Origin of the sequence: Candidatus Leptofilum sp. (genome assembly GCF_965223285.1) — a bacterium.
Taxonomy (GTDB): domain Bacteria; phylum Chloroflexota; class Anaerolineae; order Promineifilales; family Promineifilaceae; genus Leptofilum.
This window is the reverse complement of sequence record NZ_OZ244997.1, coordinates 6,164,667-6,190,393: the sequence shown is the minus strand read 5'-3', so window position 1 is coordinate 6,190,393 and position 25,727 is coordinate 6,164,667. Positions and strand designations below refer to the sequence as shown.

At 51.2% G+C, this 25,727-nt stretch carries 27 protein-coding genes and 1 tRNA gene; 11 read left to right on the top strand and 17 right to left on the bottom strand.

From position 1 onward, the window contains the following. Window positions 1–56 precede the first annotated feature (56 nt). Both ACOQPU_RS27715 and ACOQPU_RS27710 read left to right on the top strand, forming a co-directional pair. On the top strand, window positions 57–308 hold the full coding sequence (locus ACOQPU_RS27715; protein ID WP_420643067.1) for a TfoX/Sxy family protein: 252 nt from the start codon (window positions 57–59) through the stop codon (window positions 306–308). Then, the gene (locus tag ACOQPU_RS27710) at window positions 301–1,362 is read left to right on the top strand and encodes a quinone-dependent dihydroorotate dehydrogenase (RefSeq protein ID WP_420643066.1); all 1,062 of its coding nucleotides are present in this window, start codon (window positions 301–303) and stop codon (window positions 1,360–1,362) included. The genes ACOQPU_RS27715 and ACOQPU_RS27710 overlap by 8 nt, the downstream gene beginning before the upstream one ends. Window positions 1,363–1,482: 120 nt before the next feature. Here the strand turns inward: ACOQPU_RS27710 and ACOQPU_RS27705 are convergent, their stop codons facing one another. The 3 genes from ACOQPU_RS27705 to ACOQPU_RS27695 all read right to left on the bottom strand — a co-directional run bounded on the left by ACOQPU_RS27705 (window position 1,483) and on the right by ACOQPU_RS27695 (window position 3,867). Continuing rightward, on the bottom strand, window positions 1,483–2,250 hold the full coding sequence (locus ACOQPU_RS27705; protein ID WP_420643065.1) for a toll/interleukin-1 receptor domain-containing protein: 768 nt from the start codon (window positions 2,248–2,250) through the stop codon (window positions 1,483–1,485). 96 nt (window positions 2,251–2,346) lie between these two features. Further along, on the bottom strand, window positions 2,347–3,138 hold the full coding sequence (locus ACOQPU_RS27700) for a DUF1883 domain-containing protein (protein WP_420645879.1): 792 nt from the start codon (window positions 3,136–3,138) through the stop codon (window positions 2,347–2,349). 54 nt (window positions 3,139–3,192) lie between these two features. Then, window positions 3,193–3,867, bottom strand: a complete 675-nt coding sequence (locus ACOQPU_RS27695; RefSeq protein WP_420643064.1) for a toll/interleukin-1 receptor domain-containing protein — start codon at window positions 3,865–3,867, stop codon at window positions 3,193–3,195. Between the two features lie 367 nt (window positions 3,868–4,234). Here ACOQPU_RS27695 and ACOQPU_RS27690 point away from each other — a divergent pair, with 367 nt between their 5' ends. Both ACOQPU_RS27690 and ACOQPU_RS27685 read left to right on the top strand, forming a co-directional pair. Then, window positions 4,235–4,531 carry an acylphosphatase gene (locus tag ACOQPU_RS27690; RefSeq protein WP_420643063.1) on the top strand — a complete coding sequence of 99 codons (297 nt, stop codon included), beginning with the start codon at window positions 4,235–4,237 and terminating at the stop codon, window positions 4,529–4,531. A 109-nt stretch (window positions 4,532–4,640) separates the two neighbouring features. After that, complete coding sequence (locus tag ACOQPU_RS27685; protein WP_420643062.1) at window positions 4,641–5,918, top strand: hypothetical protein; 1,278 nt, start codon at window positions 4,641–4,643, stop codon at window positions 5,916–5,918. Window positions 5,919–5,973: 55 nt separating this feature from the next. Here ACOQPU_RS27685 and ACOQPU_RS27680 read toward each other — a convergent pair whose 3' ends face one another. The 4 genes from ACOQPU_RS27680 to scpB are packed head-to-tail and all read right to left on the bottom strand — an operon-like array spanning window position 5,974 to window position 9,696. Further along, window positions 5,974–7,428 (bottom strand): DUF512 domain-containing protein, encoded by a 1,455-nt coding sequence (locus ACOQPU_RS27680; protein ID WP_420643061.1) that lies wholly within the window; start codon window positions 7,426–7,428, stop codon window positions 5,974–5,976. Window positions 7,429–7,482: 54 nt separating this feature from the next. Beyond that, window positions 7,483–8,199: a (d)CMP kinase gene (cmk, locus tag ACOQPU_RS27675; RefSeq protein WP_420643060.1), complete on the bottom strand. Its 717-nt coding sequence runs from the start codon at window positions 8,197–8,199 to the stop codon at window positions 7,483–7,485. Window positions 8,200–8,216: 17 nt separating this feature from the next. Then, the gene (locus ACOQPU_RS27670; RefSeq protein WP_420643059.1) at window positions 8,217–9,086 is read right to left on the bottom strand and encodes a pseudouridine synthase; all 870 of its coding nucleotides are present in this window, start codon (window positions 9,084–9,086) and stop codon (window positions 8,217–8,219) included. 52 nt (window positions 9,087–9,138) lie between these two features. After that, the gene (gene scpB, locus ACOQPU_RS27665; protein WP_420643058.1) at window positions 9,139–9,696 is read right to left on the bottom strand and encodes an SMC-Scp complex subunit ScpB; all 558 of its coding nucleotides are present in this window, start codon (window positions 9,694–9,696) and stop codon (window positions 9,139–9,141) included. Between the two features lie 135 nt (window positions 9,697–9,831). Between scpB and ACOQPU_RS27660 the strand changes: the two genes are divergently transcribed. Beyond that, the gene (locus ACOQPU_RS27660; protein WP_420643057.1) at window positions 9,832–11,217 is read left to right on the top strand and encodes a dipeptidase; all 1,386 of its coding nucleotides are present in this window, start codon (window positions 9,832–9,834) and stop codon (window positions 11,215–11,217) included. A gap of 25 nt (window positions 11,218–11,242) precedes the next feature. Here ACOQPU_RS27660 and ACOQPU_RS27655 read toward each other — a convergent pair whose 3' ends face one another. From ACOQPU_RS27655 to ACOQPU_RS27635, 5 genes are all read right to left on the bottom strand, one after another. Beyond that, window positions 11,243–11,596, bottom strand: coding sequence for a DUF5615 family PIN-like protein (locus ACOQPU_RS27655; RefSeq protein WP_420643056.1), 354 nt, complete (start codon window positions 11,594–11,596; stop codon window positions 11,243–11,245). Further along, on the bottom strand, window positions 11,593–11,832 hold the full coding sequence (locus ACOQPU_RS27650) for a DUF433 domain-containing protein (protein WP_420643055.1): 240 nt from the start codon (window positions 11,830–11,832) through the stop codon (window positions 11,593–11,595). Before ACOQPU_RS27650 ends, ACOQPU_RS27655 begins: the two co-directional genes overlap by 4 nt. 81 nt (window positions 11,833–11,913) lie before the next feature. Then, window positions 11,914–12,120, bottom strand: a complete 207-nt coding sequence (locus ACOQPU_RS27645; protein WP_420643054.1) for a hypothetical protein — start codon at window positions 12,118–12,120, stop codon at window positions 11,914–11,916. 80 nt (window positions 12,121–12,200) lie between these two features. Further along, window positions 12,201–12,665 carry a hypothetical protein gene (locus ACOQPU_RS27640; protein ID WP_420643053.1) on the bottom strand — a complete coding sequence of 155 codons (465 nt, stop codon included), beginning with the start codon at window positions 12,663–12,665 and terminating at the stop codon, window positions 12,201–12,203. Between the two features lie 6 nt (window positions 12,666–12,671). Beyond that, window positions 12,672–13,622 (bottom strand): exodeoxyribonuclease VII large subunit, encoded by a 951-nt coding sequence (locus ACOQPU_RS27635; RefSeq protein WP_420643052.1) that lies wholly within the window; start codon window positions 13,620–13,622, stop codon window positions 12,672–12,674. A gap of 171 nt (window positions 13,623–13,793) precedes the next feature. Here ACOQPU_RS27635 and ACOQPU_RS27630 point away from each other — a divergent pair. Both ACOQPU_RS27630 and gpmI read left to right on the top strand, forming a co-directional pair. Next, window positions 13,794–13,865: transfer RNA gene (locus tag ACOQPU_RS27630), tRNA-Asn, on the top strand. A 232-nt stretch (window positions 13,866–14,097) separates the two neighbouring features. Beyond that, on the top strand, window positions 14,098–15,627 hold the full coding sequence (gene gpmI / locus ACOQPU_RS27625) for a 2,3-bisphosphoglycerate-independent phosphoglycerate mutase (RefSeq protein WP_420643051.1): 1,530 nt from the start codon (window positions 14,098–14,100) through the stop codon (window positions 15,625–15,627). Window positions 15,628–15,654: 27 nt separating this feature from the next. On the opposite strand, the gene panC is transcribed toward gpmI, so the two are convergent. The 3 genes from panC to panB form a co-directional block, all read right to left on the bottom strand. Then, window positions 15,655–16,527 carry a pantoate--beta-alanine ligase gene (gene panC / locus ACOQPU_RS27620; RefSeq protein ID WP_420643050.1) on the bottom strand — a complete coding sequence of 291 codons (873 nt, stop codon included), beginning with the start codon at window positions 16,525–16,527 and terminating at the stop codon, window positions 15,655–15,657. 100 nt (window positions 16,528–16,627) lie between these two features. Next, on the bottom strand, window positions 16,628–17,614 hold the full coding sequence (locus ACOQPU_RS27615) for a ketopantoate reductase family protein (RefSeq protein WP_420643049.1): 987 nt from the start codon (window positions 17,612–17,614) through the stop codon (window positions 16,628–16,630). A 1-nt stretch (window position 17,615) separates the two neighbouring features. Beyond that, a complete protein-coding gene (gene panB / locus ACOQPU_RS27610) occupies window positions 17,616–18,470 on the bottom strand; it encodes a 3-methyl-2-oxobutanoate hydroxymethyltransferase (protein WP_420643048.1) in 855 nt (284 codons plus the stop codon). A gap of 292 nt (window positions 18,471–18,762) precedes the next feature. Here panB and ACOQPU_RS27605 point away from each other — a divergent pair, with 292 nt between their 5' ends. Next, the gene (locus tag ACOQPU_RS27605) at window positions 18,763–19,863 is read left to right on the top strand and encodes a redoxin domain-containing protein (protein WP_420643047.1); all 1,101 of its coding nucleotides are present in this window, start codon (window positions 18,763–18,765) and stop codon (window positions 19,861–19,863) included. A gap of 2 nt (window positions 19,864–19,865) precedes the next feature. Here the strand turns inward: ACOQPU_RS27605 and ACOQPU_RS27600 are convergent, their stop codons facing one another. After that, window positions 19,866–20,852, bottom strand: coding sequence for a tetratricopeptide repeat protein (locus tag ACOQPU_RS27600; RefSeq protein WP_420643046.1), 987 nt, complete (start codon window positions 20,850–20,852; stop codon window positions 19,866–19,868). A 168-nt stretch (window positions 20,853–21,020) separates the two neighbouring features. On the opposite strand from ACOQPU_RS27600, the gene ACOQPU_RS27595 reads away from it, so the two are divergent. Then, window positions 21,021–21,185 carry a DoxX family protein gene (locus ACOQPU_RS27595; protein WP_420643045.1) on the top strand — a complete coding sequence of 55 codons (165 nt, stop codon included), beginning with the start codon at window positions 21,021–21,023 and terminating at the stop codon, window positions 21,183–21,185. On the opposite strand, the gene ACOQPU_RS27590 is transcribed toward ACOQPU_RS27595, so the two are convergent. Next, window positions 21,182–22,372, bottom strand: coding sequence for a hybrid sensor histidine kinase/response regulator (locus ACOQPU_RS27590; RefSeq protein WP_420643044.1), 1,191 nt, complete (start codon window positions 22,370–22,372; stop codon window positions 21,182–21,184). The genes ACOQPU_RS27595 and ACOQPU_RS27590 overlap by 4 nt on opposite strands. A 426-nt stretch (window positions 22,373–22,798) precedes the next feature. On the opposite strand from ACOQPU_RS27590, the gene glpA reads away from it, so the two are divergent. Continuing rightward, the gene (glpA, locus tag ACOQPU_RS27585) at window positions 22,799–24,430 is read left to right on the top strand and encodes an anaerobic glycerol-3-phosphate dehydrogenase subunit GlpA (RefSeq protein WP_420643043.1); all 1,632 of its coding nucleotides are present in this window, start codon (window positions 22,799–22,801) and stop codon (window positions 24,428–24,430) included. Continuing rightward, the gene (gene glpB / locus ACOQPU_RS27580; protein ID WP_420643042.1) at window positions 24,427–25,692 is read left to right on the top strand and encodes a glycerol-3-phosphate dehydrogenase subunit GlpB; all 1,266 of its coding nucleotides are present in this window, start codon (window positions 24,427–24,429) and stop codon (window positions 25,690–25,692) included. The genes glpA and glpB overlap by 4 nt, the downstream gene beginning before the upstream one ends. Window positions 25,693–25,727: the final 35 nt, after the last annotated feature.

Genomic DNA, 25,727 nt, shown 5'->3' with positions numbered 1-25,727 from the left:
TAGGCCATCTCCACAGCGGGATGGCTTTTTTGTGAGGGGCAATGGCAAGTTCGGAAATGGAATCGTTGTTAAATCTTGGGCCAAAATCTACCAAGTGGTTGGCAGAGATTAGCGTACACAGCCGCCAAGATTTAGAAGAAATGGGGATTGTGCCAGCTTACTGCTTGCTAAAAGCGCAAGGCTACCCCGCCAGCCTCAATTTGCTCTATGCACTTTATGGCGCATTGCATGATATGCCCTGGAACAAAGTGCCCCCTGATGTGAAACAGGCACTTCAAGCTGACGTGGAGAGTTTTCGGTTTGGCTAATTTTTATCAGCGATTTGTGTTCCCGATTTTGCGGCGCATGGATGCCGAAACGGTGCATGAGCGGACGCTTTCTTTGTTGGCTTTGGCTCAGGGTGGGATGGGACGGCCGTTCCTCAAAAAAATCGCTGGCCATCTACCCAAGAACCCAGTTGAATTCGCGGGGTTAACTTTCCCCAACGTGCTGGGCATGGCCGCCGGCTTCGACAAGGACGTGCGCGTGGTGCCGGGTTTGGCTGCGCTTGGCTTTGGGCATATTGAGGTTGGCACGCTGACACCGCGCCCGCAGGTGGGTAATCCCCGCCCGCGCATCTTTCGCTTACCAGAAGATGGGGCGATTATCAACCGGATGGGCTTCCCCAACGGCGGCGTGCAGGCGGCATTGCCTCGCTTGCGAAAATTGGCAGAAAAGCCACACGATTTCATCCTGGGTGTGAGCCTGGGCAAGCAAAAGGAGACGCCGCTGGCGGAAGCGGCTAGCGACTACATCACGGTGATGCAGGCGGTCTATCCATTTGCCGATTATTTGGCAGTAAACATTAGCTCCCCGAACACGCCGGGGCTGCGGGAATTGCAGGGCGGGGATTATTTGGGTCAGCTGCTGGGGACGCTGGCGGCGGAGAATGAAACATTGGCGGAGGCGCATAAGATTGGGAAACGGCCGTTATTTGTGAAAATTGCCCCGGATTTGACTTTGGATGAGCTAGATGAAATTTTAACGGCCGTTCAAAACCACAAAATCGACGCCATCATCGCCACCAACACCACCATTCGCCGCGACGGCTTGTGCTCCCCCAAACAAAATGAGACGGGCGGGCTAAGCGGCCTTCCTGTGTGCCAGCAAAGCACCGAGATTATTCAACACATTTGGCGGCAGACGAGCGGGAAATTGCCCATCATTGGCGTGGGCGGCATTCGCACAGCCGTTGACGTACAGGCCAAGCTAGACGCCGGAGCCAGCCTCGTACAGCTCTACACCAGTCTCATCTACCAAGGTCCCGGCCTTCCCGGCCACCTCCTTCGCGAAAAGGCTAAATTGCCCAAAATTGATATTTAAAGAATTAATGGGGAATCATTCTCGTAGAGACAAAAGATAATGCTGCCTAACGCTTGCCTGAGCGGCGCGAAGCGTCCATTCTATGCCCTGTTAGGCAGCATTTTCACTATGATTTCCCATTTATTGCCCTTTAATAGTAGGAAATGTATCGTTGGTTATCCTTACAAAACCCCATGAGTGGCGAACCTGGTTTCTTGCACTTCGCACAACTCGACTTCCATCTGGTTCTTGACCCAGCCACCATGCTCCAATTAGCCGATCTTTTTTTAAGTTAAAAAAACCGGCACCTCGTTCTTGTGTTAAATCCCACCACCACTCAAACATCAGTTTTCCATCCTCAAAGTGTCCACTAAGATGTGCTTTCCAATCATGACCATTCCAATCATAATCGCCTTCGATAAGGCCTCCAACTCTGAATAATCGTAGCCGACCAGATGAACCAAACCACATACCAGTGACATCATCCTTCTCTCCTGTGAAGGGGATGTTCATAGCTCGAAGCAATTCTTTAGCGAGTTGAGGAATGCCACTCGATGCATTAATGGCTAACCGATCTGCCAATATTGGAGAGAATTGTCTGACTTCTTCTACACTTATATTGTACCAGACTGGGAGAAGCACCTTTTGGGAGCCATCACGACTTAACAAACCTGCTAGTTCCCGTTTTGTCCACACCTTTTCTTTGCTAAAGAATGCCGGACTTAGGACAACAACCCCAAATCTTGAATTACTCAAGCCATAGTCAATCATTGATCGTAAACTATCGCCAACTGAGAGAGTAAATTCGTCAAACCACACTTTCAACCCAGCATCTGAAAGTGCCATTGCCAGAGGTCGAGCAATAGCTTCTTTATCTTCAGATGCGTGACTTATAAAGACATCCCACATAGTAAAAATCTCAATAAGGACAGATCCCGTTCCATGTTCATTAATTGTCAACTGAGACGAGCCGAGAAAATAAGAAACTGTTTCTTTTTTCCATTTCTAATTTGCATCATTGATAACATTGGCAATTTCTTGCGCAATTTCTTCAATCGTAAAATCGGCTGTGCTTCTTGCTACTTTATCAGCAAGAGAAGGACTGTATGAAATCACCTCACTTTTAGTTACCCGATGCCATAGTGGTAGAATTACCTGCTCACCTGTCATTTCTCGTGTAACAAGTCCATCCAATTCATATTGTGACCAGTTTTTTGAAAAGAAGGCATGTGACAGAACGACAATCCCAAACCTGCTTTTAGATAAGCCTGCATCAATCTTGCGGCGAAGACTATCGCCTATTCGTAACTCAAATTCATCGTACCAAATTCGTAATCCCACTTCCAATAAGGCATTTGCCAGAGGGCGCACAATTTCATCCTTATCTTCTGTTGCATGAGAGATAAAAACATCATAAATCTCTTGAGCTTCATTTTCCTGCGCAACAATTCCCTCATCAGCCGAGGAGCGCGTTTGCACTAGAGGCGACAAAGAACGCGGAGAATACTCTGGAAGTGGGGATACCGCCTCCCTTGGAATAATACGGACTGCCGAACGTGTTTGACCTTTTAAACCCTGCATGTCAACTGTGACGTGCCAGTGACCGCTTGATGGAACTACTAATCGAGCTGGTGACTTGCGAATTAAACCACCAAAGTATCGGTGTCTGCGACGAGATTTGTAGCTCTGGAAATTTGTAGAATCCATGAGGCGGACGTTTGCTGCGCTACCTTTAAGAGTTACTTCAACTACCGTTCCACGCTTAAGGTATCCAAGGTTATAGTGATTGAACTTCATGTCCATCCTTCTCTTGCTTAAAAATTTTACAAGAAGTAGCAGTGATCTTGAATATCAGTTGCTATCTATAATTGTTGAAAGATTTTCTACCATTTGTTCAATAGTCATGCTATTTGTCTGTATAGCTAACTTATCTGCCAATAAAGGGCTGAAGCGCATTATTTCCTCACGATTTATTTGATGCCAAATTGGGAGAATAACCTTTTTACCAGTCATTTGACGTGCAAATAGACCGTTTAGCTGTTCCATAGGCCAACCTTTCTTGAAAAATGCTTTTGATAAAACGACGATACCGTAGTTAGACTGTGAAAGACCCATATCGATTGAAGCTCGCAAGCTATCTCCAATCTTTAATGTGAACTCATCGTACCAGACCCGATATCCTTTATTTTCAAGCGCAATAGCAAGTGGCCGTACTAAATCGTCTTTATCTTCAGGTGCGTGAGAAATGAAAACGTCAAAATTTGCATTGTTTTCTCTCAAAAGATTATTAGAAACACTATTTAATTGACTTACTGTTGGGAGCGTTGAGCGTTTTGGGTCAGTTCTTTTCCAAGGCTTTTCCAGCCAAGTAATCAACAACAGCATTATTACTACGCCAGCAATTGTTCCTATAACGCGGCTTGAAGAAAAAACATTACTAAAAATATCTTGTTGAATCCAACCAGCAACTAAGTTTCCTGCTAATCCTGCTAGAAATTCAAGTGCTAATATTGTTGTACGCTTCAATATATTTCACTCCCTAAAAAATGTAGCATTTCACTAAAATAAAATTTCAACAGGTGTTTAAATAGAGGTTGTGAGCAGCCCGGCACATTTCGGCCATAGTTCCCAATTTGCCGAAAATGGCTTTATACCGCTCATGGTGGTGCTTGTCTACGGTTGTTGAGACCTTGGTTTTCGCTTATTGGCATTGGTCTTTACCTGATTATGTAATGAAACACGATGTGAAATAGTATAGCGAAAGAGGGTTTGTAACACAATGGACATCTAATTTCCTCGACTGGTCGCCGCAAATAAGATTATTGCCCTACGGCCGTTCCCCTCCACCTACTTTTCCCCGCCACCCTTGGGTATAATTCGCCTGAGGAGAACAATGTCTGACTTAGACCCACAAAAACAGGTAACGGCCGTTGTGCATGGCTACGTGCAAGGGGTTTCCTTTCGCTATTACACCCACCGCGCCGCCAATCGGTTGGGGCTAACAGGCTGGGTGGCCAACCAACGGGATCGCACCGTAAAAGTGGTGGCCGAAGGGCGCGAATCTGCCCTCCGCCAGCTAATTGCTTTTTTGCACGAAGGCTCCCCCGCTGCCCAAGTACAGCGAGTAGATGAAAAATGGACCGAAGCGACGGGTGAGTTCAGTAGATTCTCGGTTAACTACATGCAATAATTTATCAAATGTTGGCTTTTGAGATTTCAGGCTGTTAGCATCAAATTCACACGAATTAACGCTAATTTTGGTGCAAATGTGCGTAAATTTGGTGCTTTCATAGATAGATATGGTTGAAGAAAAAAGTAAGGTAGAGCGTCAACGAATGGCCTGGGTGATTTTGCTGGGCAGCTTCACCGTCTGCATGATTATCACCATCGCCATTCCCATCACCGCCAATGCACTGGTGCAAAATTTAACGGAATCGTTGGCCATTTTCGTGCAGGCCAACCAGGGAACGGTGGGCATCGACAATGCCACCGGGGATCGCACGGCACTGTTGGCTGGCGAGGGGGGCGTGGTCATTGCCCCCGGCGAGCGGGTGCTGACGGGCGACACCGCCTCGGCACTCATTGCCGTCAATCCACCCAATGTGCAGGATTTGGTGGCTCGCTTGCAGGTGTATAGCAGTACGGATTTGACGCTGCTAGAAGCAGCCACCCCGCGTTTTGGCGTTAGCGATCGGGAAAATATGCTCAGTTTTCGGCTGGACAACGGCCGTATCCGCCTCACCGTGCCCGATTTTGGGGAACGGCCGTCGCAAATACTGATTGTTAGCCCTCAAAGCGACATCACCATCCAGACTCCGGGGCAGTACACCATCATCGTCAACAACGATGAAACGCAGGTGGCTGTGCAGGCAGGAGAAGTCACCGTAACGGCCGTAGATGGTAGCAATCCATTGAGGTTGGCAGAAAATCAGCGTGGCGTGGTGCCAACGGGGGCCTCACCACAAGGGCCTTTGGAAACTGAGCGTAACCTGTTGATAAACGGCGACTTTAGCCAGGAGCTAAACCGCTGGACGGTGTTCCCCTGGACCGTGGAGCGAGCTGACCAGCCTGCCGGGCAGGTACGCGTGCTGGACGCTGGGGATGAGCCGCGGCTGAATATCATCCGTGAAGGCGTGGGGCACGCCGATGTGCTGGTGCGCCAATCTGTGAACCAGGACGTGGCCGAAATTGAATCGTTGCGCCTGTTGGTGACGTTTCGCATCATCAATCAGTCGCTAGAGGTTTGCGGCATTGCTGGCAGTGAATGTCCGCTATTTGTGCGGGTGAATTACGTCGATGGCAGCGGCTTTTCCAACACCTGGCAGCACGGCTTTTACGCCGTTGGCGACCCCATCCCTGGCGTGCAGCCAGATGGCTGTACCACCTGCGCGATGGTGCAAGATACGCATGAGCGCGTGCCGCTGAGCCAGGAATATTTTTACGACATTGATCTAGGGGAAGAAATTGCCCGTCAGGGCCGCAGCACACCCCGATTTATTGAAAGCATCATCCTGGTGTCATCTGGCCACAACTTTGAGGTAGAAGTGGTGGATGTGGCTTTGCTGGCTGCAGACTGATTTCGGCTGTCTGTGTGCTACTTGAGCTTTGGCCAGTACAAGTCTGTGGCAAAATTTAAGAAAAGTGTTGATTGTTGTCGAGTTCGTCGGGGGAGAGGAGCCTGAGGGGGATATTGTCGCCGGCGGGCGTGCCGGGATGGTAGACGACTTGGGAGTGCCCGATGAGTGCGTCCCAAACGTCGCCCATTGTGTCGGCGAGGACCACTGGTTTGCCTAGCTGGTTGGTGATGTCCTGCGGTGAGAGGTCGTCCAGGGCGATACGATCGGGGTGGTCGAACATGACGCGGGGCAGCAGGATCAGATCGCCAAGTTCGGCCGTTTTTAACTGCGCCAGCACATCCGCCCCCATAAGCAGCCCGGCGGTGGTGATGGTGCCGCCCAGCCGCTCATTTTTGATTTCCTGAATGGTGACTTTGGCTCCCGTGAGATTTTGGAACTGTACGGCCGTTTCCCACAAAGTAGGCGCAAACAAAGCCCCTGTTACCAAAGTAAGAGATTGGAGATTAGAGATTGAAGGTTGATCGGCGTTGGTTAATCTCCAATCTCCAATCTCCCTTTTAACTTCTTCCCACTCATCCAAAAAGTTGCGCACCATGCCCAGACCGTTTTCGTGTAGTTCCTGGCCGTCGTAAGCATCTAGCGTTGGCACGAGGCGATTGGTGACCAGATACCATTCGTCGGTGGGGTAGACGAAGCGCACGCCGAACTGTTCCAGGAATTTGGGCTGTAACGACTCGACATAATCAAGGGTAACGGCCGCTTCTGCCTTTGTGTGGGTGCGCATCTGGTATTTGTGTTGCTTGGTTAGACCCACTGGCACCACACTCACGGATTGCACCGTTGGCCATAATTCGGCCAAATCGGCGATGGATTGTTCTAACCAGTGGCCATCATTCACTTCTGGCGTGACCACAATTTGCGTATGCACCTCAATGCCACGCTCGCCCAGCCAGCGGATTTGTTCCAAAATGTCCGGCGCAGTTTTGTTGCGCAGGTAGCGGCGACGGGCTTCCAAATCGGTGACGTGGACCGAGACGTACAGCGGCGACAGATGCATCGTTTCGATGCGCCACCAGTCGTGGTCGCTGAGGTTGGTGAGGGTGACGTAATGGCCAAAGAGAAAGCTGTAGCGGTAATCGTCATCTTTTATGTAAAGTGTGCGGCGGAAGCGAGGGGCCATTTGCAGCACAAAGCAAAATTCGCACAAATTGTTACAGCGGCGAATGTCCGTATCAAAAGTGGGATGATCAAATTCCAGGCCGAGTGACTGGTTGTACGCCCGTTCTGCCTCAAAAGTCAATATTTCGCCCTCACGCCGTACTTGTAGAGCTATCGCTTCTTCAGCAGCGTAAAACTGCACGTCAATCACATCTTCTACCGGATTGTCGTTGATGGCCAGCAGTTCATCCCCGGCTTGCAAGCCAATGTCAGCGGCCACACTGCCAGGCTCAACGGCCACAACCTGACCGCCTGCGTAGGTGCTGAGGTCAATTTCCTGAAAAAGAGGCATTTTACTTCCAGTATTCAGTCATCGGTAAAGCAGTAATCAGTTCAGAATACTGACCTACTGATTACTGGTCACGGTCTCACGGATCATTTTCAAAATGGTGTCTACAATGGCTGCTGGCGGCTGCGCGGTGCTGTCGATGAGAACGGCATCGGTAGCGGGACGCAGGGGAGAGTGTTCCCGGTTGCTGTCAATCTGGTCGCGGCGCAGGACGTCGGCCAGAATATCATCATAGTTGGCGATGTGGCCTTGTGCCTGGCGGTCGCGGGTGCGGCGGCGAGCGCGTTCCTCGGCACTGGCGGTAATGTACAGTTTCAGCGGCGCGTCGGGCATGACGACGGTGCCAATGTCGCGGCCTACCATGACCACTGCGCCGCGCTCACCAAAGGCACGTTGCCGCGCCACCATCTCCTGTCGCACGCCTAAGTAGCTAGATACTTGTGAAACATTGGCATCTACGGCGGGAGTGCGCAGCTGCCAGGTGATGTCTTGTCCGGCCACATGCACCGTGTAATGACGGCCGTCTGCTTCGCCATCACGCACCGGAAAAATCTCAATTTCAATGTTGTGCGCCAGTTGGGTAACGGCCGTTTCATCTTCAATATCAATTTCTTCCTGCAACGCCGCCCAGGTGACCGCCCGGTACATTGACCCAGTATCCAGATACAAATAGTTCAACTTCTCTGCCAATAATCGCCCAACGGTTGATTTCCCAGAAGCAGCCGGGCCATCAATGGCGATCATCGCGATGGGTTCTTTTGTTTCGTTTGCCAATACAAATTCCTTAATTTTTACCGTTTGTTTTTTGATCCTCTTTTGCCCACCGAACGGCCCCCTTTTTTGCGGGAGTTGCTTTGGAGTCGGTTAGTTGGTTTGCCGCGACCCGTTTTTCGGCTGGAGTGATGGGACGATTTGTGACGCGGCCGTTTTGCTTTGACTGAAGCAACGGCCGCTTTTAACATAGTCACTTCCTTTGCAGTCAGATGCCGCCAATCGCCCAGTTTCAAGTTGCCCAGCGTGAGCGGGCCGATCTTTTCACGAACAAGCTGCCGCACCGGGAAGCCCAGCATGTTGGCGATGCGCCGAATTTGCCGCTTGCGCCCCTCGCGCATCACAATTTCTAGCCGGGTAAAAGACACGTCTTGCTGGATGATGGTGATTTTGGTGGGGATGGTTTTACGGCCGTCCAGATACACCCCTTCCTGCCACCGCGTCAATGCCTCCTGGCTAATTCGCCCTTCCACCACAACCTTGTACGTTTTTTCGTGGCCATAACGGGGATGGGTGAGCTTGTGGGCCAGATCGCCGTCGTTGGTCATGAGGATGAGGCCGGTGCTTTGCTTGTCGAGCCGTCCCACCGGGTAAAGGTGCCCCGGCAGCGGCACCAGGTCGCGCACGGTGGTACGCCCTGCTTCCAGCTCATCATCCAGCGAGGAGATGACGCCTTTGGGTTTGTGCAAAGCAACGTAGATGGGTTCGGTTTGCTGTGGCTTAATGGGTTGGCCGTTTACTACAATCGTATCCGTGGCGGAGTTGGCTTTCTCGCCTAGCTTGGCGCGACGGCCGTTTACCGTCACACGGCCGTCGGCAATCAGCTTTTCACACTCGCGCCGGGAGCCAATTCCAGCCTGGGCCATCAGTTTTTGGATTCTTTCTTCCATTTTTAAAAAGGAGACTGGAGATTGGAGATTGATGTGCGCCAGTCTCCAATCTCTAATCTCCAATCTCATCTTCCTCGTCTACCACCTCTTCCAACTCTGGCAATTCCACCACGCTGTTGAGGCCAAAATGTTGTAGGAATTCTGGGGTGCTGCCGTAAAGAATCGGCCGTCCCGGCGTTTCCATGCGGCCAATTTCCTCAATAAGCCCTTTACTCAGCAGCGTTCGCAGTGAGCCATCAGAATTGACACCCCGAATTTGGTCAATTTGCGGTCTTGTGACCGGTTGCATGTAGGCGACAATTGCCAGCACCTCCAGCGCCGCCTGGCTGAGCCGCGTGGTTAGCTCAAGCCCCAAAAAGCGCTCAATCACGTCGCTAGATTCTGGCGCAGTGGTGAGCTGCACATCGTTGCCACTCCATTGCAGGCGCAGGCCGCGCGTCGCGTACTCGCTTTCCAGCGAATCGAGCAAATTTTTGACGACGGCCGACGTAGTTTCCAACGCTTTGGCCAAACGGCCGATAGAGACTGGGCCGCTGGCGACAAACAAAACGCTTTCCAGTAATGCCGTCAAATTCACAGTTTCATTTTGGCTTGAATTGGATGTGCTCATGGTGGCTAACTTTGCCTTGTTGCTTATAATCTCGTTTTGGGTTTTCTCTTTAGCCCAAAACGAGTGGATTATACACGCAAACTGGTAATCAGCAGCAAAATGGCGGTTGCCAGCCACAATTAAATGGAGATGAAGATGCCCGACCCAATTGCTTACGCCCGTGCACACCAGGCTGATTATTTGGCCGAATTGATTGATTTTTTACGCATCCCCAGCATTAGCACCCAGCCAGAACGGACGGAAGATACGGCCGTTGCTGCCCAATGGCTAGCTGACAAAATGAAGCAGGCCGGGCTGGAAAATGTGGAGATCATTGCCACACAGCGGCATCCGCTGGTCTATGCAGATTGGCTGCACGCGGGCGACGCGCCCACAGTGCTCATCTACGGCCATTACGACGTCCAGCCCGCCGAGCCGCTGGAGCTGTGGGACTCGCCACCGTTTGAGCCAACGGTGCGGGATGATTTTTTGTATGCGCGGGGCGCATCAGATGACAAGGGGCAGGTGTACGTTCACGTCAAAGCAGTGGAAGCGATTTTGCAGAGCAACGGCCGTTTACCTGTCAACGTCAAGTTCATTGTGGAAGGGGAGGAAGAAAGCGGCGGTGAAAGTTTGGAAGCGTTCATCCCGCAAAACAAGGCAAAACTGGCCGCAGATGTAGCCTTGGTATCCGACACGGCGATGGTAAACGCTCAGCAGCCTGCCATTGTGTACGGCCTGCGTGGCATGTGCTACGCCTATATTGACATCGTGGGGCCGAAGCGGGATTTACATTCCGGTAGCTTTGGTGGGGGCATCAACAACCCGCTCAACGTGCTGGGTCACATCATTGCCAAGCTGAAGGATGAAGACGGCCGTGTTCTCATTCCGGGCTTTTATGATGCGGTACGGCCGTTAACCGAACAGGAGCGCAACATTTTGGCTCAATTTCCGCTGGATGAAGCGGCTTGGCTGGCCGAAACCGGCGCGCCAGAACCGTGGGGTGACCCGGATTACACGCTGGTGGAGCGGCTCGGCGCACGCCCCACGCTGGACGTGCACGGCATCATCGGCGGCTACACCGGGCCGGGGGCAAAGACGGTGCTGCCATCCAAAGTTCATGCCAAACTGAGTATGCGCCTGGTGCCAGATCAGGAGCCGGATGAAATTTTTCATTTGCTCAAGGCGTATGTTGCCAAACTGGCCCCGCCCTCAGTAAAGGTAACTGTTACCTTAGAACACGGCGCACTCGCCAGCATCACCGACTTCAACATCCCCGCGATGCAGGCAGCGGCTAAAGCGTATGCCACCGCGTTTGGCGAAGAACCCTTTTTCATGCGGGAAGGGGGTTCGATTCCGGTGGTTTCCCAATTCCAAAGCGAGCTAGGTTTGGAGACGGTGCTGATGGGCTTTGGCCTACCTGGCGACCAAATTCACGCTCCCAACGAGCGGTTTTACCTGCCCAACTTCTACCGAGGCATCGAAACCAGCATTCACTTTTTGCAAAATTTAGCATCTGGCTCATTCGAAGAATGGCAATAGGGTTACTTGTTAAAAGCTGCACCTTCTATTGGTGAATTGTCAGATGATGTCGATCCAGCTCGATATATGAAGATGACTCAAATGCTTCAACAATGCGGTCGAGGTTTTGGGTAAATATCCTGAGTAGGTCATTATTGCTGATATTACCTGTTGAGACCAGCAATAATTTGTAGGGTTTGTTCTTGATCAAATGAGAGTCACGAAAGTCAGCATCTTTGGTTACAACGGCACGCTGTTCAGCCAAAGATATCTGGTTGATAGTTGCATCTGGCGTACGATTTTTCATTGGCAGGTCAAGCGTATGGATTGCATCATGCCCTGCTGAGTTTAATTGAGAAGCCAATCTTTTAGGCAACTGTGCATCTACGAGGAACTTCATGCCAGTACGGTTTCTAGTCGTTTTACCTGACTCAACCGCGTGGCAAAAGCAAGTGAGGCCAGAATATCTTCATATTCCAGGTCTTCATAATCAGCCAATATCTCCTCGCTGCTCATCCCAGTGCTTAGCAATTCCAAAATAAATTCAACTGGATAGCGCAAATTGCGAATACATGGCTTTCCATGGCAAATGTCTGGGTTGAGGGTAATGCGTTCTAATAAAAATTGTGTTTCCATATCACATGCTCCATCGCCATCTGAATGAATGCAGCCATTGTAGCATAGGTCGGCAAAATTTTTAGTCACGTATTCCGGCCGTTACGAGCCGCTATCTGCAATCCGTTTTTCTAGTCGAGCAATGATGTCTTCCGTTATGCCTTCTTCGGGTACGGCCGTTTCACGGTCTGCTAGAAATACTCTTGTTGTTTCCAAAGAGGCATTACCCAAGCTATCAAGTAACTTCTCATAGCTTGCTTTTTGCATCTCAGTGGTTTTGGTGGACGGTGAAGGATTTGAATGTTTCATTTTTTCTTCTCGTACTTTTAAGTGTAGCTATTACGCGAATGCCAAGAATTTTCCTTACTAGCTTGGCAGATGTCAAATTCTTATTCATCCCAGCCGTGTTGGGTAGCAACGGCCGTTGCCCACTCAGACCTGACCATGTGGGAAACAATCTCCCCTGAGGGCGTAAAACGAGCGGCATAGAGATGAACGGCCGTTTCCAAAATCACTTCTTTCGGTACAGAAACTGTTAATGGTTGGAGGATGGGTGGATCTGCATAATCGGTGACGTGACGGCCGTCCACTTCATACACCCGAATGGGATTGTGGCTGGTAGCCATACGGTACGGCTTGATACCGTTGTGAATTTTTGTACAGACGAACATCTCCACCACTTCGCACAAAACGCGCCGCGAAAATTCATACCATTCATCATTGCTTTCAGCCATGTGGCCGTATCCATTTTGGCGCAGCAAATTGTCTAGCAGCGTGCCGTCGGCGAAGCCCCACTTGCTTAACAAGTGGTCAGATTCAAAAAAGATATTTTCGTCAAATACTTGTAGATTCATTGAGTCTCAACTGAGTGCCATACCTAGTAAAACACCCAATGTTAACAACATTGCCGCCAAGAGTATCCAAATAACGAGACGATTTGCAGGGGTAGCCTGGGTGGGTTTGGTTGTTTTGGCGTTGGCTGGCTCCTGGCTGGCAACGCCCGTTTCTCGCAAAAAAGTACCAAACGCTGTCGGGGTTGTGAACCGCTGGTCGGCAATCTGTTCCAGCAGCGTCTCGTCTTGGGCATGGCCAACGGCCGTCGCCAAATCTGACTTTAGCTGAAGGGCGGCCTCTGCAATTTCCACATCATCAAATATTTGCAGCCCTGGCCCGCCGCCCCGAATAATCGCAATCAGATCAAATTTCTCATCGGCTGCCAACAGGGCGTGGATGATGGCTTCTTTGTCCAACAGATTGATGCGCTGCTCGCTGAATTGATAGCTGTTTCGGGCTTGCTTTAATGCTGCAAACAAGTCCAGTAGCACAATGCTCGTTTTGCCGCTGATGAGCGCAATATGCGGCCGTTGCCCCTCAGCCAAGATTGCCCGCAATTTTGCTTCCAAATCGCCATACCCCTGCCCGACTTTGGCCTGCCGCAGCGTGGCGCGGATGTCTGCCCTGCCTACGTCGTCGTCGGCAATTTGCTGTACAAGCCTTGTGACCAGAAAAACTGGCTCAATCACCCCATCCCAACGGACATCTTTCTGGAGCTGCCCCTGAAAACAGTAAAAACCGCCATCCGCAACCTGCTGCTTTAACTTTTCTGGTAGCTTCAGCGTGATAATTTGCCCGCCGCGTTCATCTTTTAAGCGATCAAAGTAATAGCCCCTGTAGCTGTTGCGTTTGCGATCCTGGTAGATGCCGCGCAGCAAAAAGGACTGTTTATTTGGCTCGATTTTGAAGGCATCGGCAAAGACGGCCATCAATGAGATGGGCGTATGGGTTGTTTCTGTTTCGTCAATTTTGTTCATTGCACCCTCCAAAGCTGGCAACTTGCAGCGTGAAAACAGTATAAAATAGTGCCATCTGTTTGGCAATAATTTACGCTTATCATAGTTTTGATAATTGCTATCTGGTTGGTTAACGGCCGTAACTTTTGCTTGACACGACCCCCTGTTTTGCTATAATTCCGCACGCTGCGTTCCTCAGTAGCTCAATGGCAGAGCATGCGGCTGTTAACCGCAGGGTTGTTGGTTCGAGTCCAACCTGAGGAGCCTCTAAAAACGACAGGTAATTTGCCTGTCGTTTTTTGCTTTCAGCCATTGCAGACCGGCCTCATAGATTTTTGGAAACCTGCTCGGTCTTTAGTACACTTCATTCACCATCATTTCCACCGCTTAAGATTTGAATGATAATGTACAGATTTCGCAGATGGCGCAATTTGCGTTCATGGATTTCTCTCTTCCCTCTGTGGTCTCTGTGGCAAAATATACCAAGGAGTCATCAATGAGCTACAAACCAGTCGCCCTCATCATTTTGGACGGGTGGGGGATTCGTGAAATGGCGCATGGCAATGCCGTGGTGCAGGCCAACACGCCCAACTTCCATAATTGGCTTAAAACACGCGAACGTGCCATTTTGGATGCCTCTGGTCAGGCTGTGGGCTTGCCCGATGGCCAGATGGGAAACTCGGAAGTGGGCCATCTCAATTTAGGCGCAGGCCGCATTGTGTACCAGGATTTAACCCGCATCAACCTTGCCATTCAAGAAGGCCGTTTTGCCCAGCAAGAAGCGTTACGGAACGCTGTGGCGCAGGTCAAAAAGAAAGGCAGCAAGCTGCATCTGATTGGCCTGATGGGCAACGGTGGCGTCCACAGCCACCAGGATCACCTGTATGCACTGCTGCGTCTGGCTGAAGAGGCCGACATTGAGCCGATTGTCCATGTCATCACCGATGGCCGCGATACGCCACCCCAAAGCGGCCTGGGCTTTGTCGAAAAGCTGGAAGCGTACCTAGCAGATCATCCCGGCGTCATTGCCTCCGTGTGCGGCCGTTACTACACCATGGATCGCGACAAACGGTGGGAGCGCACGGCGATGGGCTACCGGGTGATAGCAGCTCATGAGGGGAAAGATGGGGCAACGGCCGTTTCCGCCTCCGCAGCCCTGAAAAATTCGTATAGCAATGAGGTGACAGACGAGTTCATTCTACCTGTTGCCATCGAAGTGGGTGATCGAGATGTGACCATACAGCCCGGCGACTGCCTCATCTTCTACAACTTCCGCGCCGACCGGATGCGTCAGCCGGTAGAAATCTTCTCTTTTGAGGATTTTGATGGGTTTGAGCGCGACTTCATCCCAAATTTGCATCTGGTGACGATGACCAACTACGAAGAGCGATTTACCGCCGACGTAATTTTCCCGGACGTAGAGCTAACCAACGTGCTGGCCGAAGTGGTGAGCAAGGCTGGTCTCAAGCAGTTCCACGCGGCCGAAACTGAAAAATATGCCCATGTTACCTACTTTTTCAACGGTGGTGACGAGACCCCATTCCCAGGCGAAGAGCGTCATTTGCAGCCCTCGCCCAAAGTAGCTACCTACGATCTGCAGCCAGAAATGAGTGCCTACGAACTGACGGAGGCCGTGATCCAGCGCATTCAAAACCATGACGATGATTTCATTTTGGTGAATTATGCAAATCCAGATATGGTGGGGCATACGGGCGTTTTGGAAGCGGCCGTTCGTGCCGTAGAAGCAGTGGACGAATGTGCAGGTCGTCTGGTGGATGCCATCCTGCAAAAAGGCGGGGCGGCACTTGTTACCGCTGATCATGGCAATTGCGAAATCATGGTTAACGAGAAAACAGGCGAGCCGCACACCTACCACACCATCCAGCCCATCTCCTTCTTTGTGATTTGTAATGATCCAATCTGGTTGTGCCCCCGTGGCATCCTGGCCGATGTCGCTCCGACGGTTCTCGATTTGATGGGTGTTGACCAGCCCAGCGACATGACGGGCCGAAGCCTGGTTGACTGATTTTTGGCCACAGAGGACACAGAGGGTTTAGAAATTTCCCTCTTTTTCCTCTGTGTTCTCTGTGGCTTCAATTAAAATGTTGTCGATGAGCCGAGTTTTGCCAAAGAAAACGGCCGTTGACAACAACACCCCATCTTCAACAATCTCCAACTCTTCCAGTGTTTTCGGATCGGCCGCGCTCACGTAATCAATTTTGGCTTGGGGAACGGCCGTAATCATTTCCCACATCAGCCCTCGCAAAGCCACTCCAGACCGTTCCCCCGAAGCGTACGCGTTCTTAGCCGCGCTCAGTGCCTGATACAGTATTGGGGCAGCCAAGCGATCCGCTTTAGACAATCGCGCATTGCGGGAACTCATCGCCAAGCTATCCGGCTCCCGGCTTGTCGGGCCGATGATCATTGCCACATTAAAGTTAAGATCGCGCACCAACTGGCGCAGCACAACTGTTTGCTGGGCATCTTTTTGGCCAAAATAAGCGCGGGTGGGCTGCACAATGTTGAACAGCTTGGCCACCACCGTCGCCACGCCAGCAAAATGGGTGGGGCGGGATCTACCTTCCAGCGGTTGCGTCACGTTGCTCAGGTTCACCGTCGTTTGGAAGCCAGGTGGATACATGATGGTGTCGCTGGGCGTGAACACCAAATCAACCCCGGCTGCTTCCAGCAGAGCCAGATCGCCTGCCAGGTTGCGTGGGTAGCTGCTCAAATCCTCGGTGGGGGCAAATTGGGTCGGGTTGACGTAGATAGAAACGGCCGTCTTATCATTCCCTACTAAAGAAAGCTGCACTAACGACAAATGCCCTGCGTGCAGATAGCCCATCGTTGGCACAAAGCCCCACGTCAGGCTGGGGTCTGCCCAGCGGTGCTTTCGTAGTTCGTCAATTTGACTTGTTACAATCATGATGATTTCCTTTGTGGAATTTTTTGGAACACAGGGCAACGCAGAGGACACACAGAGATACACAGATGAAGAAAATATCTAGTTAATGGTTCGGCTTTGCTCACCACAAGCCTGCGAAATTTGCGATTTTTCTTTGCAGCAGTTGCACGGTTTCATCTGGAGTGATGGCATCTGGCCAGAGGCCCTGTTCGGCCTGGCGAACGGCCGTTTGCAAAACCAAATTCACTGGCGTAGGCACACCCAGGCGGCGACCCGCTGCCACCACTGCGCCACAAATGGCCTCAATTTCGGTCGGACGGCCGTTGGCCACATCTTGCCGCATGGATGAGTGATTGGCGGCCGTCGCTTGCGCCACCGCCAACGTTTGCGCCCCCGCATCGGCAAAGGGCAATTCAATGTTTTGTGCGGCAGCGACGGCGGCGACTTCCTGGGCAGCTAGTATCATCAACGCGCGCGCAGCGGCGTTTTCGGCCAGAAACCCATTTGGCACTTGCAAAACGGCCGTTAACGGATTGATTCCTGCATTGATGGCCAGCTTACCCCAGACCAACCCCTCGGCGTTGGTGGCCAGGCTCGTTTGGAATCCGGCGGCTTGAAACAGATTGACGATTTTTTGCGGGGGAACGGCCGTTTCTTCAGAATTAGCAATGTACGTGTGCCCGCTGCCTGCATGGCGCACTAAGCCTGGCTCCAGCAGAGCTGCCCCCTCGGAGGTGATGCCCAGATTGGCATGACGGTGACCCAGGACGGCCGTTAGCTGTTCCAGATTTCCCAATCCATTTTGCAGCGTTAGGGCCACGCCGTTTGGCGAAATGATCTGTTTTGCCACCTCGGCAGCTTGCTGCGTTTGGTAACTTTTCACCAAAATTAAAGCCAGATCGGCAGGTGCGGCCGTTTGCGGATCGTTCGTTATTTGGAGCTGGATGGTTTGGGAACGGCCGTCTGGTACAATGAACTGCAAACCGTGTTCACGCAACGCCGTTAGCTGGGCAGGCCAATTTCCTACCAGCGTTACCTCTGCTACCTGACTCAGCTTTGCCCCAAATAGGCAGCCCATGGCCCCAATGCCAATGATGGCAACGCGCATCTTATCGCCCGGCCACCGCTGCTAAAAAGGCGGCTTCTTCCGCTTCTTTCATCGGGTAGGTATGTTCTTCTGCCGGAAAATGGCGGCTGCGAACTTCTTCGGTGTAGGTTTGTACGGCCGTAATAACAGCTTCCCCAATTTTGCCGTACTCTTTTACAAAGCGTGGTTTCAGATTGTCGTATAGCCCCAGCATGTCGTGGTAAACCAGCACTTGGCCGTCGCAGCCTGCGCCTGCGCCAATGCCGATGGTGGGAATAGTCAGTCGCTCAGAGATAACGGTGGCTACTGGTGCTGGAACTGCCTCCAACACGATTGAGAAGCAGCCTGCTTCTTGCAAAGCTAGTGCGTCTTCTAGAAGTGACTGAGCAGAAGCGGCTGTCTTCCCCTGAATACGATAACCACCAAGTTGGGAAACGGTTTGCGGCGTCAGGCCAATGTGGCCCATCACGGGAATGCCCGCCTTCACGATGGCCTGCACCGTGTTTGCAATTTCTTGGCCCCCCTCTACCTTCACGCAGTCCATATCCGCCTCTTTTAGGAAGCGGCCCGCATTGCGCACCGCTTCGGCCACGTCTGCCTGGTAGCTCATGAACGGCATGTCGCCCACCAAAAATGCGGCTGATGTGCCTCGCGCTACGGCTTGGCAATGGTGCAGCATCTCAGCCATCGTTACCTGGGTGGTGCCTGGGTAGCCCAACATCACCATCCCCAGTGAATCCCCGACCAAAATGATGTCGATATCTGCCTGATCGACTTGGAGAGCGGCCGTATAGTCGTAAGCCGTGAGCATGGTGATGGGAATATTATTTTTTTTGCGTTTCTGAATATCCAGAATGGTAACTTTTTTTCGACTCATTTTGAATCCTTATCGTTGTAAACAATTTTACCGTCAGATTGATTTACACATTAGTGAATTAAGGTAGGAACTGTGTAAGAATCTACCTAGATTCAGCAACAAAAACATTTTGGAGAGATGATGATGAATTGGCTACCAGTTTTTATCCTGTTTACTATTTTGGTTATTACGTTTATTCCCAGCCCAAAAAGTGAAGAACCCAACGATAGCTTGCCCTGCTAGTTTTACCCTCATCACGCTCGCCAAAAACGTCTAAATTTCCCCCCGCATTTTATCGTGTTAAAATCAAATAATGGTTGATGGTTTACTTGAACCTCGTATCGTCCGTATGCCGCCTTTGGCAGTGGGTGAGTGGCTAAACGGCCGTCCCCTCACCAATTCTCAGCTTCGCGGCCAGGTTGTTCTGGTTGATTTTTGGGATTATACCTGCATTAATTGCTTGCGGACGCTCCCCTATCTAAAACAGTGGTATCAACGGTATGCTAAGCATGGGCTGGTCATTATCGGCATTCACACGCCAGAGTTCCGCTTTGCTCAGTTCCGTCATCATTTGGAAGCGGCGGTTGCTGAATACGAAATTCCTTACCCTATTTTGCTAGACAATCAGCAGAAAAATTGGTCACAGTTTGCGGCCAGGGCGTGGCCTACCAAGTTTCTGGTTGATGCCGATGGCTATCTGCGTTTCCAGCGGCAGGGCGAAGGGTATTATCAGCAAACAGAACAGGCTATTCAAACATTGCTCCGGCTCAGGGACCCAGATTTGACCTTGCCAGATTTACTCCCGCCATTGCGCCCGGAGGATAATTCTGGGGCAGTTTGCTACCGACCTACGCCTGAGCTGCATGCTGGATTTCAGGGGGGCGGGCTTTTTGGTGGTGCGTTGGGCAATCCTGAAGGATACATGCCCGATAGCTCAATTATTTACCAATTGCCGCCAGTCAAAACGTGGCAAGAAGGTTGTTTTTATGTGGACGGCATTTGGCGGGCGTGGCCAGAGGCGTTGGCCTTTGCCGGGGAGCAGGGTGGGGAGATTGTGCTGCCGTATTCGGCCGTTTCGGTGAATGCGGTGCTGGCTCCGTCGGCTGACCCGGTGGAAACGGCCTTAAAAATACGTCCAACTGAGGCGGCACCTGTGGTTGAGGTGGTGCAAGACGGCCGTTATCTTACTAAAGTTGAAGCAGGCAGCGATGTGATGTGGGCGGAAAACGGCCGTAGCTTCGTGCGTGTCGATCGTCCCAGGATGGTTAACCTTGTTCAAAACCCGGATTTTGAGCAGCATACCCTGCGCCTTAGCTTTCAGGCACGGGGGTTGGCTTTATATGCGTTTACGTTTACCGGCTGTGTTGCTTCCCCGCAAAATCCGCATGACGCCGAAACGTTCCAAATGCCATAAATTTAGGCAGCAAACTGCTGGCTTAAGCTCGCGGCATCATTCTGCAAGTAAGGCAAATGAGGATAGGCTGGCTGATTGGCCACCTGTTCTTGCACTAAAGGCACGCTATCAGCAAAAGCCTGCATCTTCTCGTGCACCGTTTTGGCTTGCTCATCCTCGCCAAGTTGCATCAAGCTATGCCACAAATAGTAATGGGCCTGCAATTCATACTCCAAGAAGCGGAGAGAGCTGCTAATTGCTTCTAAAAAGCTGGCTGCCGCATCACGAAATTCCCCTTGGCGATATTGACATAATCCCAAATGGTACCGATACAATCCATTGCTGGGTTCCAATTGCAAAGCCTGCGCAAAGCTGTCTTGTGCTTTGTTAAATTTGGCTTCGGCCAGGTAGACCTGCCCCAACGTGTTGTAGACGGGATGGGCGTTTGGCTTGCGCGTGATTGCTTCTTTGGCACTGCGTTCAGCCCGGCTAAAGTCCATTTCTGTTAGATGGATGAGGGCGCGCAGCTGGTAGGATTCCCAAAAATCGGGGCGGGCGTCAATGGCTTTGTTAACCAAATCCAGGGCAGTGTCCATATCACCTGCGCGGAAGCGGCGGAAGGCGACGCGGTAGGAAATGGGGGTGTTGAAGGTGCGGTAAAGCACCAGCAGCAAAAAGGTAATGCCAACGCCAATCAATGTGGTGCTGACGCTGCCCTGTATCATGCCCAGGCTGATGCCAATTAGGGCGGGGATAGCGATGACGACGGCCGTAATTCGCAATCGTTTCTCCGCACTGCGCGTCCAGTACAGCAAGAAACTTAGCAAAGCAAGGCTGATGAAGAGGGCAACGGCCGTATTGAATTCACCAGGGGTTACCACATAAAGCAACAACCCTACGCCCCAAATGATGATTGTAATGACAACGGGAAGGATGAGGCTGGCGCGTAATTCTTGCCTGCTTAAACTGTGAGCAGAACGGCCGTTTGATTTTGAGGTTGATTCAGTCAATCGATTACTCCAAGTTGATTTTCTTCTCTATATGATAGCGCAAAAAGAGTAACCCGCCTTGCAAAGTAACGGGTTTCTTTACAAGCTCCTTTGACAAGCGGACTCTGGTCCGTTAAAACCCACCCCACGATTTCAGGAATTCGTTCAAGAAAGAAAAAGGAGATTACGATGAATATTGCATTGTGGATTGCTCAAGGATTATTAGCAGTAGCGTTTCTGATGGCAGGTGGGATGAAGGTGATGCAGCCTAAAGAGAAGTTGGCAGAAAATATGGCTTGGGTTGAAGATTTCTTGGCAAATACCATTAAGGGGATAGGGTGTTTGTTCCTCTAACCTAAAGAAACTGCCTCGATTGGAGCTTCTGCTGTTTGGGGGTCTAACTCAGCAGAAGCCTCTGGCAGCATTAAATGAAATTGGGTTCCTTCGCCAAATTCACTTTCAAACCAGATACGGCCGTTCTGCATTTCAACCAGTGATTTAGTGATGTACAATCCCAAGCCGGTTCCAGGACGTGCCCGTACCTTTGCATTCTCTGAGCGGAAAAATTTAGAAAAAATTTGTTTTCGCTCGTCGGGGTGAATGCCCAAGCCAGTATCGGTTACCGACACGTGCACAGTGCGGTGTTCAGGCAGATAGGTTGCTTTTATGTTGATGTTGCCACCATCAGGTGTGTACTTGATGGCATTCCCGATAAGGTTGGTAAACACTTGAATCATTCGCTGGTAATCCGCCCAAATCGGGGGCAAATTCTCTGGAACATCTATAGCCAAAACGTGTTGGTGGACAGTTACATCCTCAGAGAAACTTTCCGCAATTTTGTCAATCAACTCTGCCAAATCGAGTTCGGCAAACTGTAGACGAATATTGCCTGCCTCCAGACGAGAAATATCATCCAGGTCCACAATTAAGGCTTGCATTCGCTCCAGGCTGAAATTGACTTTTTCTAGTAGTCCTTCTTGAGGTTTGTTGAGCGCGCCGACTTTACCAAGCAAATGATTGGTGGTGGCAATTTGTGCGATTGGGTTCCGTAATTCATGGGCTGCCATGGCAATAAATTCTGTTTTTGCCGCATTGGCCTCTTTTATGGCTTCATACAACCGCTCCATCTCTGCCTGGTGCGCTAACTCTTGATCGTGCAATTTCTTTTTGCGTAAGCTGGTGTTAACCCGTGTACGCAGCAAGGTTTGATTAGGCGGCTTCACCAGATAATCTTCTGCGCCTAGCTGGATGCAGCGAATGGCACTTTCAATCTGGTTGTCGGACGAAACGACGATGACCGGAATATTGGCAAGATCGGGAATTTGCGCCATATGCTCTAGCACATCAAAACCGCTCATGTGTGGCATTACAATATCTAGCAACACCAGGTCAAAGAAATGAGCATGCATCAACTCCAGTGCTTCACGACCATCCTCCGCCAGGGTAACATGATGGCCATTTTGTTCCAGGGCCATTTTCATGATTTGGCGAATGACGGCGTTATCATCAACGACCAAAATCGAACCAGTTAAATTTTGCATTGAGCGAACAACTCCCGAACTTGTGCAACGGCCGTTTCTGGCTTGGTTGCGCCATTTGTCAAAAATCTAACAAAAAATTCTCACGGTAAAACTAGCCACCCCAGGCAGAGTGGTGACATTTGGCATACGGCCGTCCGTAATAAACATCATTCGAATCACAAAATTGAAAGTTGACAAAATCAGCTAGCAGCGTAATATCAAAGAAGCTTCAAGAACATTTCTAAACAGCAATTTTTACAGCAAACTTACTACCCAAAATTGTTTGAAATTGTAGCGGCAGTTGCTTGTGCACCTCCCAATTATCCTCTGGTTGGGGATGCACTGCCAACTTAGAAAACTAAATTGAAGCGTCTCCTTGTCTTGCGAACATCCTAATTGCTCAGTGGCGATTGCTATTTGAGGGATTGAAGAAGGATAGGACACAACATGCGCAAAATAGAAACTGAAGTTCTCGTTATTGGTGGCGGCGCAACTGGCACTGGCGTCGTGTACGATCTGGCTCAGCGTGGTTTCAAAACTGCCCTGGTAGAAAAAAGAGACCTCACCCACGGCACCACCGGACGCTACCACGGCCTGTTGCACAGCGGCGGCCGGTATGTGGTCAAAGACCCTAAAGCTGCGACTGAGTGCATCGAAGAAAATATTATCCTGCGTAAAATCATGCCGCACTGTCTAGAAGACACGAGCGGCTTTTTTGTTTCTACACCCTGGGATGACCCGGATTTTGGTGACAGGTTTATGCAGGGGTGTCGCGATACGGGCGTGCCATGCGAAGAAATTTCTGTGGCACAGATGCTTCGTGAGGAGCCACACCTGAACCCCAACATCAGCCGCTGCTTTCGCGTGCCAGATGGCTCCGCCGACTCTTTTTTGGCCACACAGGTTGTGGCCGAGGGCGCGCGCCAGTACGGTGCCCAAATTCTTACCTACCACGAAGTGAAAACGCTGCTTCGCGAAGGAGAGCGCGTAACGGGGGCAGTTTGTTACGATTTAGTAGCAGATGAAGACGTGACCATCCTGGCCGATATGGTGGTTAATGCCGCTGGTGCCTGGGCGGGGAAAATTGCAGACACCATTGGGGTTGAGGTCAACGTACGGGCTGGCAAGGGCACAATGGTGGCCTTGAGCTATCGCATCATCAACACGGTGGTCAATCGCTGCAAAATGCCAGCCGATGGCGACATCATCGTACCGATTCACACTGTCTCGGTGATTGGCACGACGGATGAAGCGGTGCCCGACCCGGAGCATTTTGCCATTGAGCCGTGGGAAGTGAACTTGATGCTGCAAGAAGCCGACAAGCTCATCCCCGGTTTTTCTGAGATGCGAATGCTGCGAGCCTGGGGCGGTGTACGGCCGTTGTACCAGGAAACAAAAGTCGCCGACACGCGTGATGTAACCCGCGCTTACACGTTGTTAGACCATGAAACGCGGGACGGCCTGCAAGGATTTATCACCATCACTGGCGGCAAATGGACCACTTTCCGACAGATGGCTCAGGTCACGGCCGATCGCGTTTGTGAGAAGCTAAAAACCGAACGCGAATGTCGTACCGCTGAGGAGCTGCTGCCTCACCCATTTGAACCCGGCCACAACAAAGAATACCATACGTTGGGGGCGCGGCTGGCGCGCACTGAGCAGGAAAAATCGTTTGGGCAGCTCATTTGTGAATGCGAAATGGCCAGCCGTGCCGATATTGAACGCTCCATAAACGAAGGTGAAGCCAAGACGCTGGACGATATTCGCCGGGATGTGCGGCTGGGTATGGGGCCGTGCCAGGGCGGTTTTTGCACGGTGCGCGCCATTGGCATCTGGCACCAGCTGCACAAACTGCCGATAGAAAAGGCAAATGTAGCTCTGCGCGACTTTTTGCAGGAGCGATGGAAAGGATTGCTGCCCATTTTATGGGGGGCGCAGCTTAAGCAAGAACGGTTAGATGAGTTAATCTATTTATCGGTGCTCAATGCGGACCATTTGCCGGGCGAAAAAGCGTCGCGGCTGGGACCGTCGATGTACGAAAAAGGCACCGTTGAAGAAAACCCGGATGCGGTAATATGAGTACAAAAAATGATATTTTAGTTGTTGGGGCAGGGTTGGCAGGATTAACGGCCGTTTGGCAGCTTGCCGCTCAGCAAAAGAAAGTACGATTAGTTAGCAAAGGGTGGGGCGTTACCCATTGGCACAGTGGTTGCATCGACGTGCTGGGCTATTACCCAGTGGATGAACCAGAACCTGTAGAATCCCCTGGCGTCACGTTGGCCAAATTAATTGCCGACCAGCCGCAGCATCCTTATGCGCTGGTGGGGGTTACCGGTGTGGAAGCAGCACTCACAGCTTTTCAGACGCTATGTGCTGAGGCAGGGTATCCGCTGCATGGGTCGCTGGATAAAAATTGGCTACTGCCTTCGGCTGTGGGCACGTTTCGGCCAACCTGTTTGGCTCCAGAAACGATGATTGCCGGGGACTTGCGTCGTGACGATCCGATGTTGATTGTGGGCATTCAGCAGCTGGTTGATTTTTATCCCAATATCATCGCCGAAAATTTGACCAAGCAGGGGCAAGAAGCCACAGAGCTGATGCTGGATTTGCCCAGACTGGCAGAACGCAACTTTAATACGCCCGTCAGCATTGGCACTATGATGACACATGCTGATTTCCGAGCAGATTTGGCCCGGCGGATCAAAGCGCAGTTGGGTAATGCCAAGCGGGTTGGGCTACCGGCCATTTTGGGGCGAGAGCCGTCGCTGGCTATCAAAAATGATTTAGAAGCGCAAATTGGCGTGCCTGTATTTGAGATTCCTGGTTTGCCGCCGTCGCTGCCGGGAATGCGGCTGCACGCCATTTTGATGCAGGCGATTGAACGGGCGGGTGGTCGTGTCTATCATGGTTTAGAAGGTGTGGGCATTGAAAGTGAGGCTGGCCGGGTAACGGCCGTTTTCACTGAATCAGCCGCTCGCAACAAGCCCCACCGCTTTCAATGCTACGTCGTGGCGACGGGTGGCATCCTGGGAGGGGGCATTGTGACCCGGCAAGATGGTTCCGCAAAAGAGGTGGTATTTGATTTGCCTGTTACTTTGCCAGAGAGCCGTCTGGATTGGTTTAGGCAAGATTTTATGGACCCCAAGGGCCATCCTGTCTACCGCGCCGGGCTAACGGTGAACGATAAATTCCAGCCACTGAACGGGGGCAGTCAGCCAGTTTTTGAAAATCTGTTTGCCGTAGGCACCACGCTCAGCCACAGCGAAGTGATTCGTGAACGTTCATTCGAGGGCGTGGCTTTGGCAACCGGGTTTGCTGTAGGAAATTTATTGGCTCAGTAAAGATTTCGCAGATTGCATAGATTTTCTCCAAAAAC

What these genes read in the sequence shown, in the direction of transcription:
- ACOQPU_RS27635 (WP_420643052.1), bottom strand. Translation starts at nt 13,622, where the DNA reads ATGAACAAAATTGACGAAACAGAAACAACCCATACGCCCATCTCATTG.
- ACOQPU_RS27715 (WP_420643067.1), top strand. Translation starts at nt 57, where the DNA reads ATGGAATCGTTGTTAAATCTTGGGCCAAAATCTACCAAGTGGTTGGCA.
- ACOQPU_RS27700 (WP_420645879.1), bottom strand. Translation starts at nt 3,138, where the DNA reads ATGAAGTTCAATCACTATAACCTTGGATACCTTAAGCGTGGAACGGTA.
- panC (WP_420643050.1), bottom strand. Translation starts at nt 16,527, where the DNA reads ATGATTGTAACAAGTCAAATTGACGAACTACGAAAGCACCGCTGGGCA.
- ACOQPU_RS27595 (WP_420643045.1), top strand. Translation starts at nt 21,021, where the DNA reads ATGAATATTGCATTGTGGATTGCTCAAGGATTATTAGCAGTAGCGTTT.
- gpmI (WP_420643051.1), top strand. Translation starts at nt 14,098, where the DNA reads ATGAGCTACAAACCAGTCGCCCTCATCATTTTGGACGGGTGGGGGATT.
- ACOQPU_RS27645 (WP_420643054.1), bottom strand. Translation starts at nt 12,120, where the DNA reads ATGAAACATTCAAATCCTTCACCGTCCACCAAAACCACTGAGATGCAA.
- ACOQPU_RS27670 (WP_420643059.1), bottom strand. Translation starts at nt 9,086, where the DNA reads ATGGAAGAAAGAATCCAAAAACTGATGGCCCAGGCTGGAATTGGCTCC.
- ACOQPU_RS27660 (WP_420643057.1), top strand. Translation starts at nt 9,832, where the DNA reads ATGCCCGACCCAATTGCTTACGCCCGTGCACACCAGGCTGATTATTTG.
- glpA (WP_420643043.1), top strand. Translation starts at nt 22,799, where the DNA reads ATGCGCAAAATAGAAACTGAAGTTCTCGTTATTGGTGGCGGCGCAACT.
- ACOQPU_RS27650 (WP_420643055.1), bottom strand. Translation starts at nt 11,832, where the DNA reads ATGGAAACACAATTTTTATTAGAACGCATTACCCTCAACCCAGACATT.
- ACOQPU_RS27655 (WP_420643056.1), bottom strand. Translation starts at nt 11,596, where the DNA reads ATGAAGTTCCTCGTAGATGCACAGTTGCCTAAAAGATTGGCTTCTCAA.
- ACOQPU_RS27690 (WP_420643063.1), top strand. Translation starts at nt 4,235, where the DNA reads ATGTCTGACTTAGACCCACAAAAACAGGTAACGGCCGTTGTGCATGGC.
- panB (WP_420643048.1), bottom strand. Translation starts at nt 18,470, where the DNA reads ATGAGTCGAAAAAAAGTTACCATTCTGGATATTCAGAAACGCAAAAAA.
- ACOQPU_RS27680 (WP_420643061.1), bottom strand. Translation starts at nt 7,428, where the DNA reads ATGCCTCTTTTTCAGGAAATTGACCTCAGCACCTACGCAGGCGGTCAG.
- ACOQPU_RS27685 (WP_420643062.1), top strand. Translation starts at nt 4,641, where the DNA reads ATGGTTGAAGAAAAAAGTAAGGTAGAGCGTCAACGAATGGCCTGGGTG.
- scpB (WP_420643058.1), bottom strand. Translation starts at nt 9,696, where the DNA reads ATGAGCACATCCAATTCAAGCCAAAATGAAACTGTGAATTTGACGGCA.
- ACOQPU_RS27590 (WP_420643044.1), bottom strand. Translation starts at nt 22,372, where the DNA reads ATGCAAAATTTAACTGGTTCGATTTTGGTCGTTGATGATAACGCCGTC.
- ACOQPU_RS27605 (WP_420643047.1), top strand. Translation starts at nt 18,763, where the DNA reads ATGGTTGATGGTTTACTTGAACCTCGTATCGTCCGTATGCCGCCTTTG.
- ACOQPU_RS27640 (WP_420643053.1), bottom strand. Translation starts at nt 12,665, where the DNA reads ATGAATCTACAAGTATTTGACGAAAATATCTTTTTTGAATCTGACCAC.
- ACOQPU_RS27615 (WP_420643049.1), bottom strand. Translation starts at nt 17,614, where the DNA reads ATGCGCGTTGCCATCATTGGCATTGGGGCCATGGGCTGCCTATTTGGG.
- glpB (WP_420643042.1), top strand. Translation starts at nt 24,427, where the DNA reads ATGAGTACAAAAAATGATATTTTAGTTGTTGGGGCAGGGTTGGCAGGA.
- ACOQPU_RS27705 (WP_420643065.1), bottom strand. Translation starts at nt 2,250, where the DNA reads ATGTGGGATGTCTTTATAAGTCACGCATCTGAAGATAAAGAAGCTATT.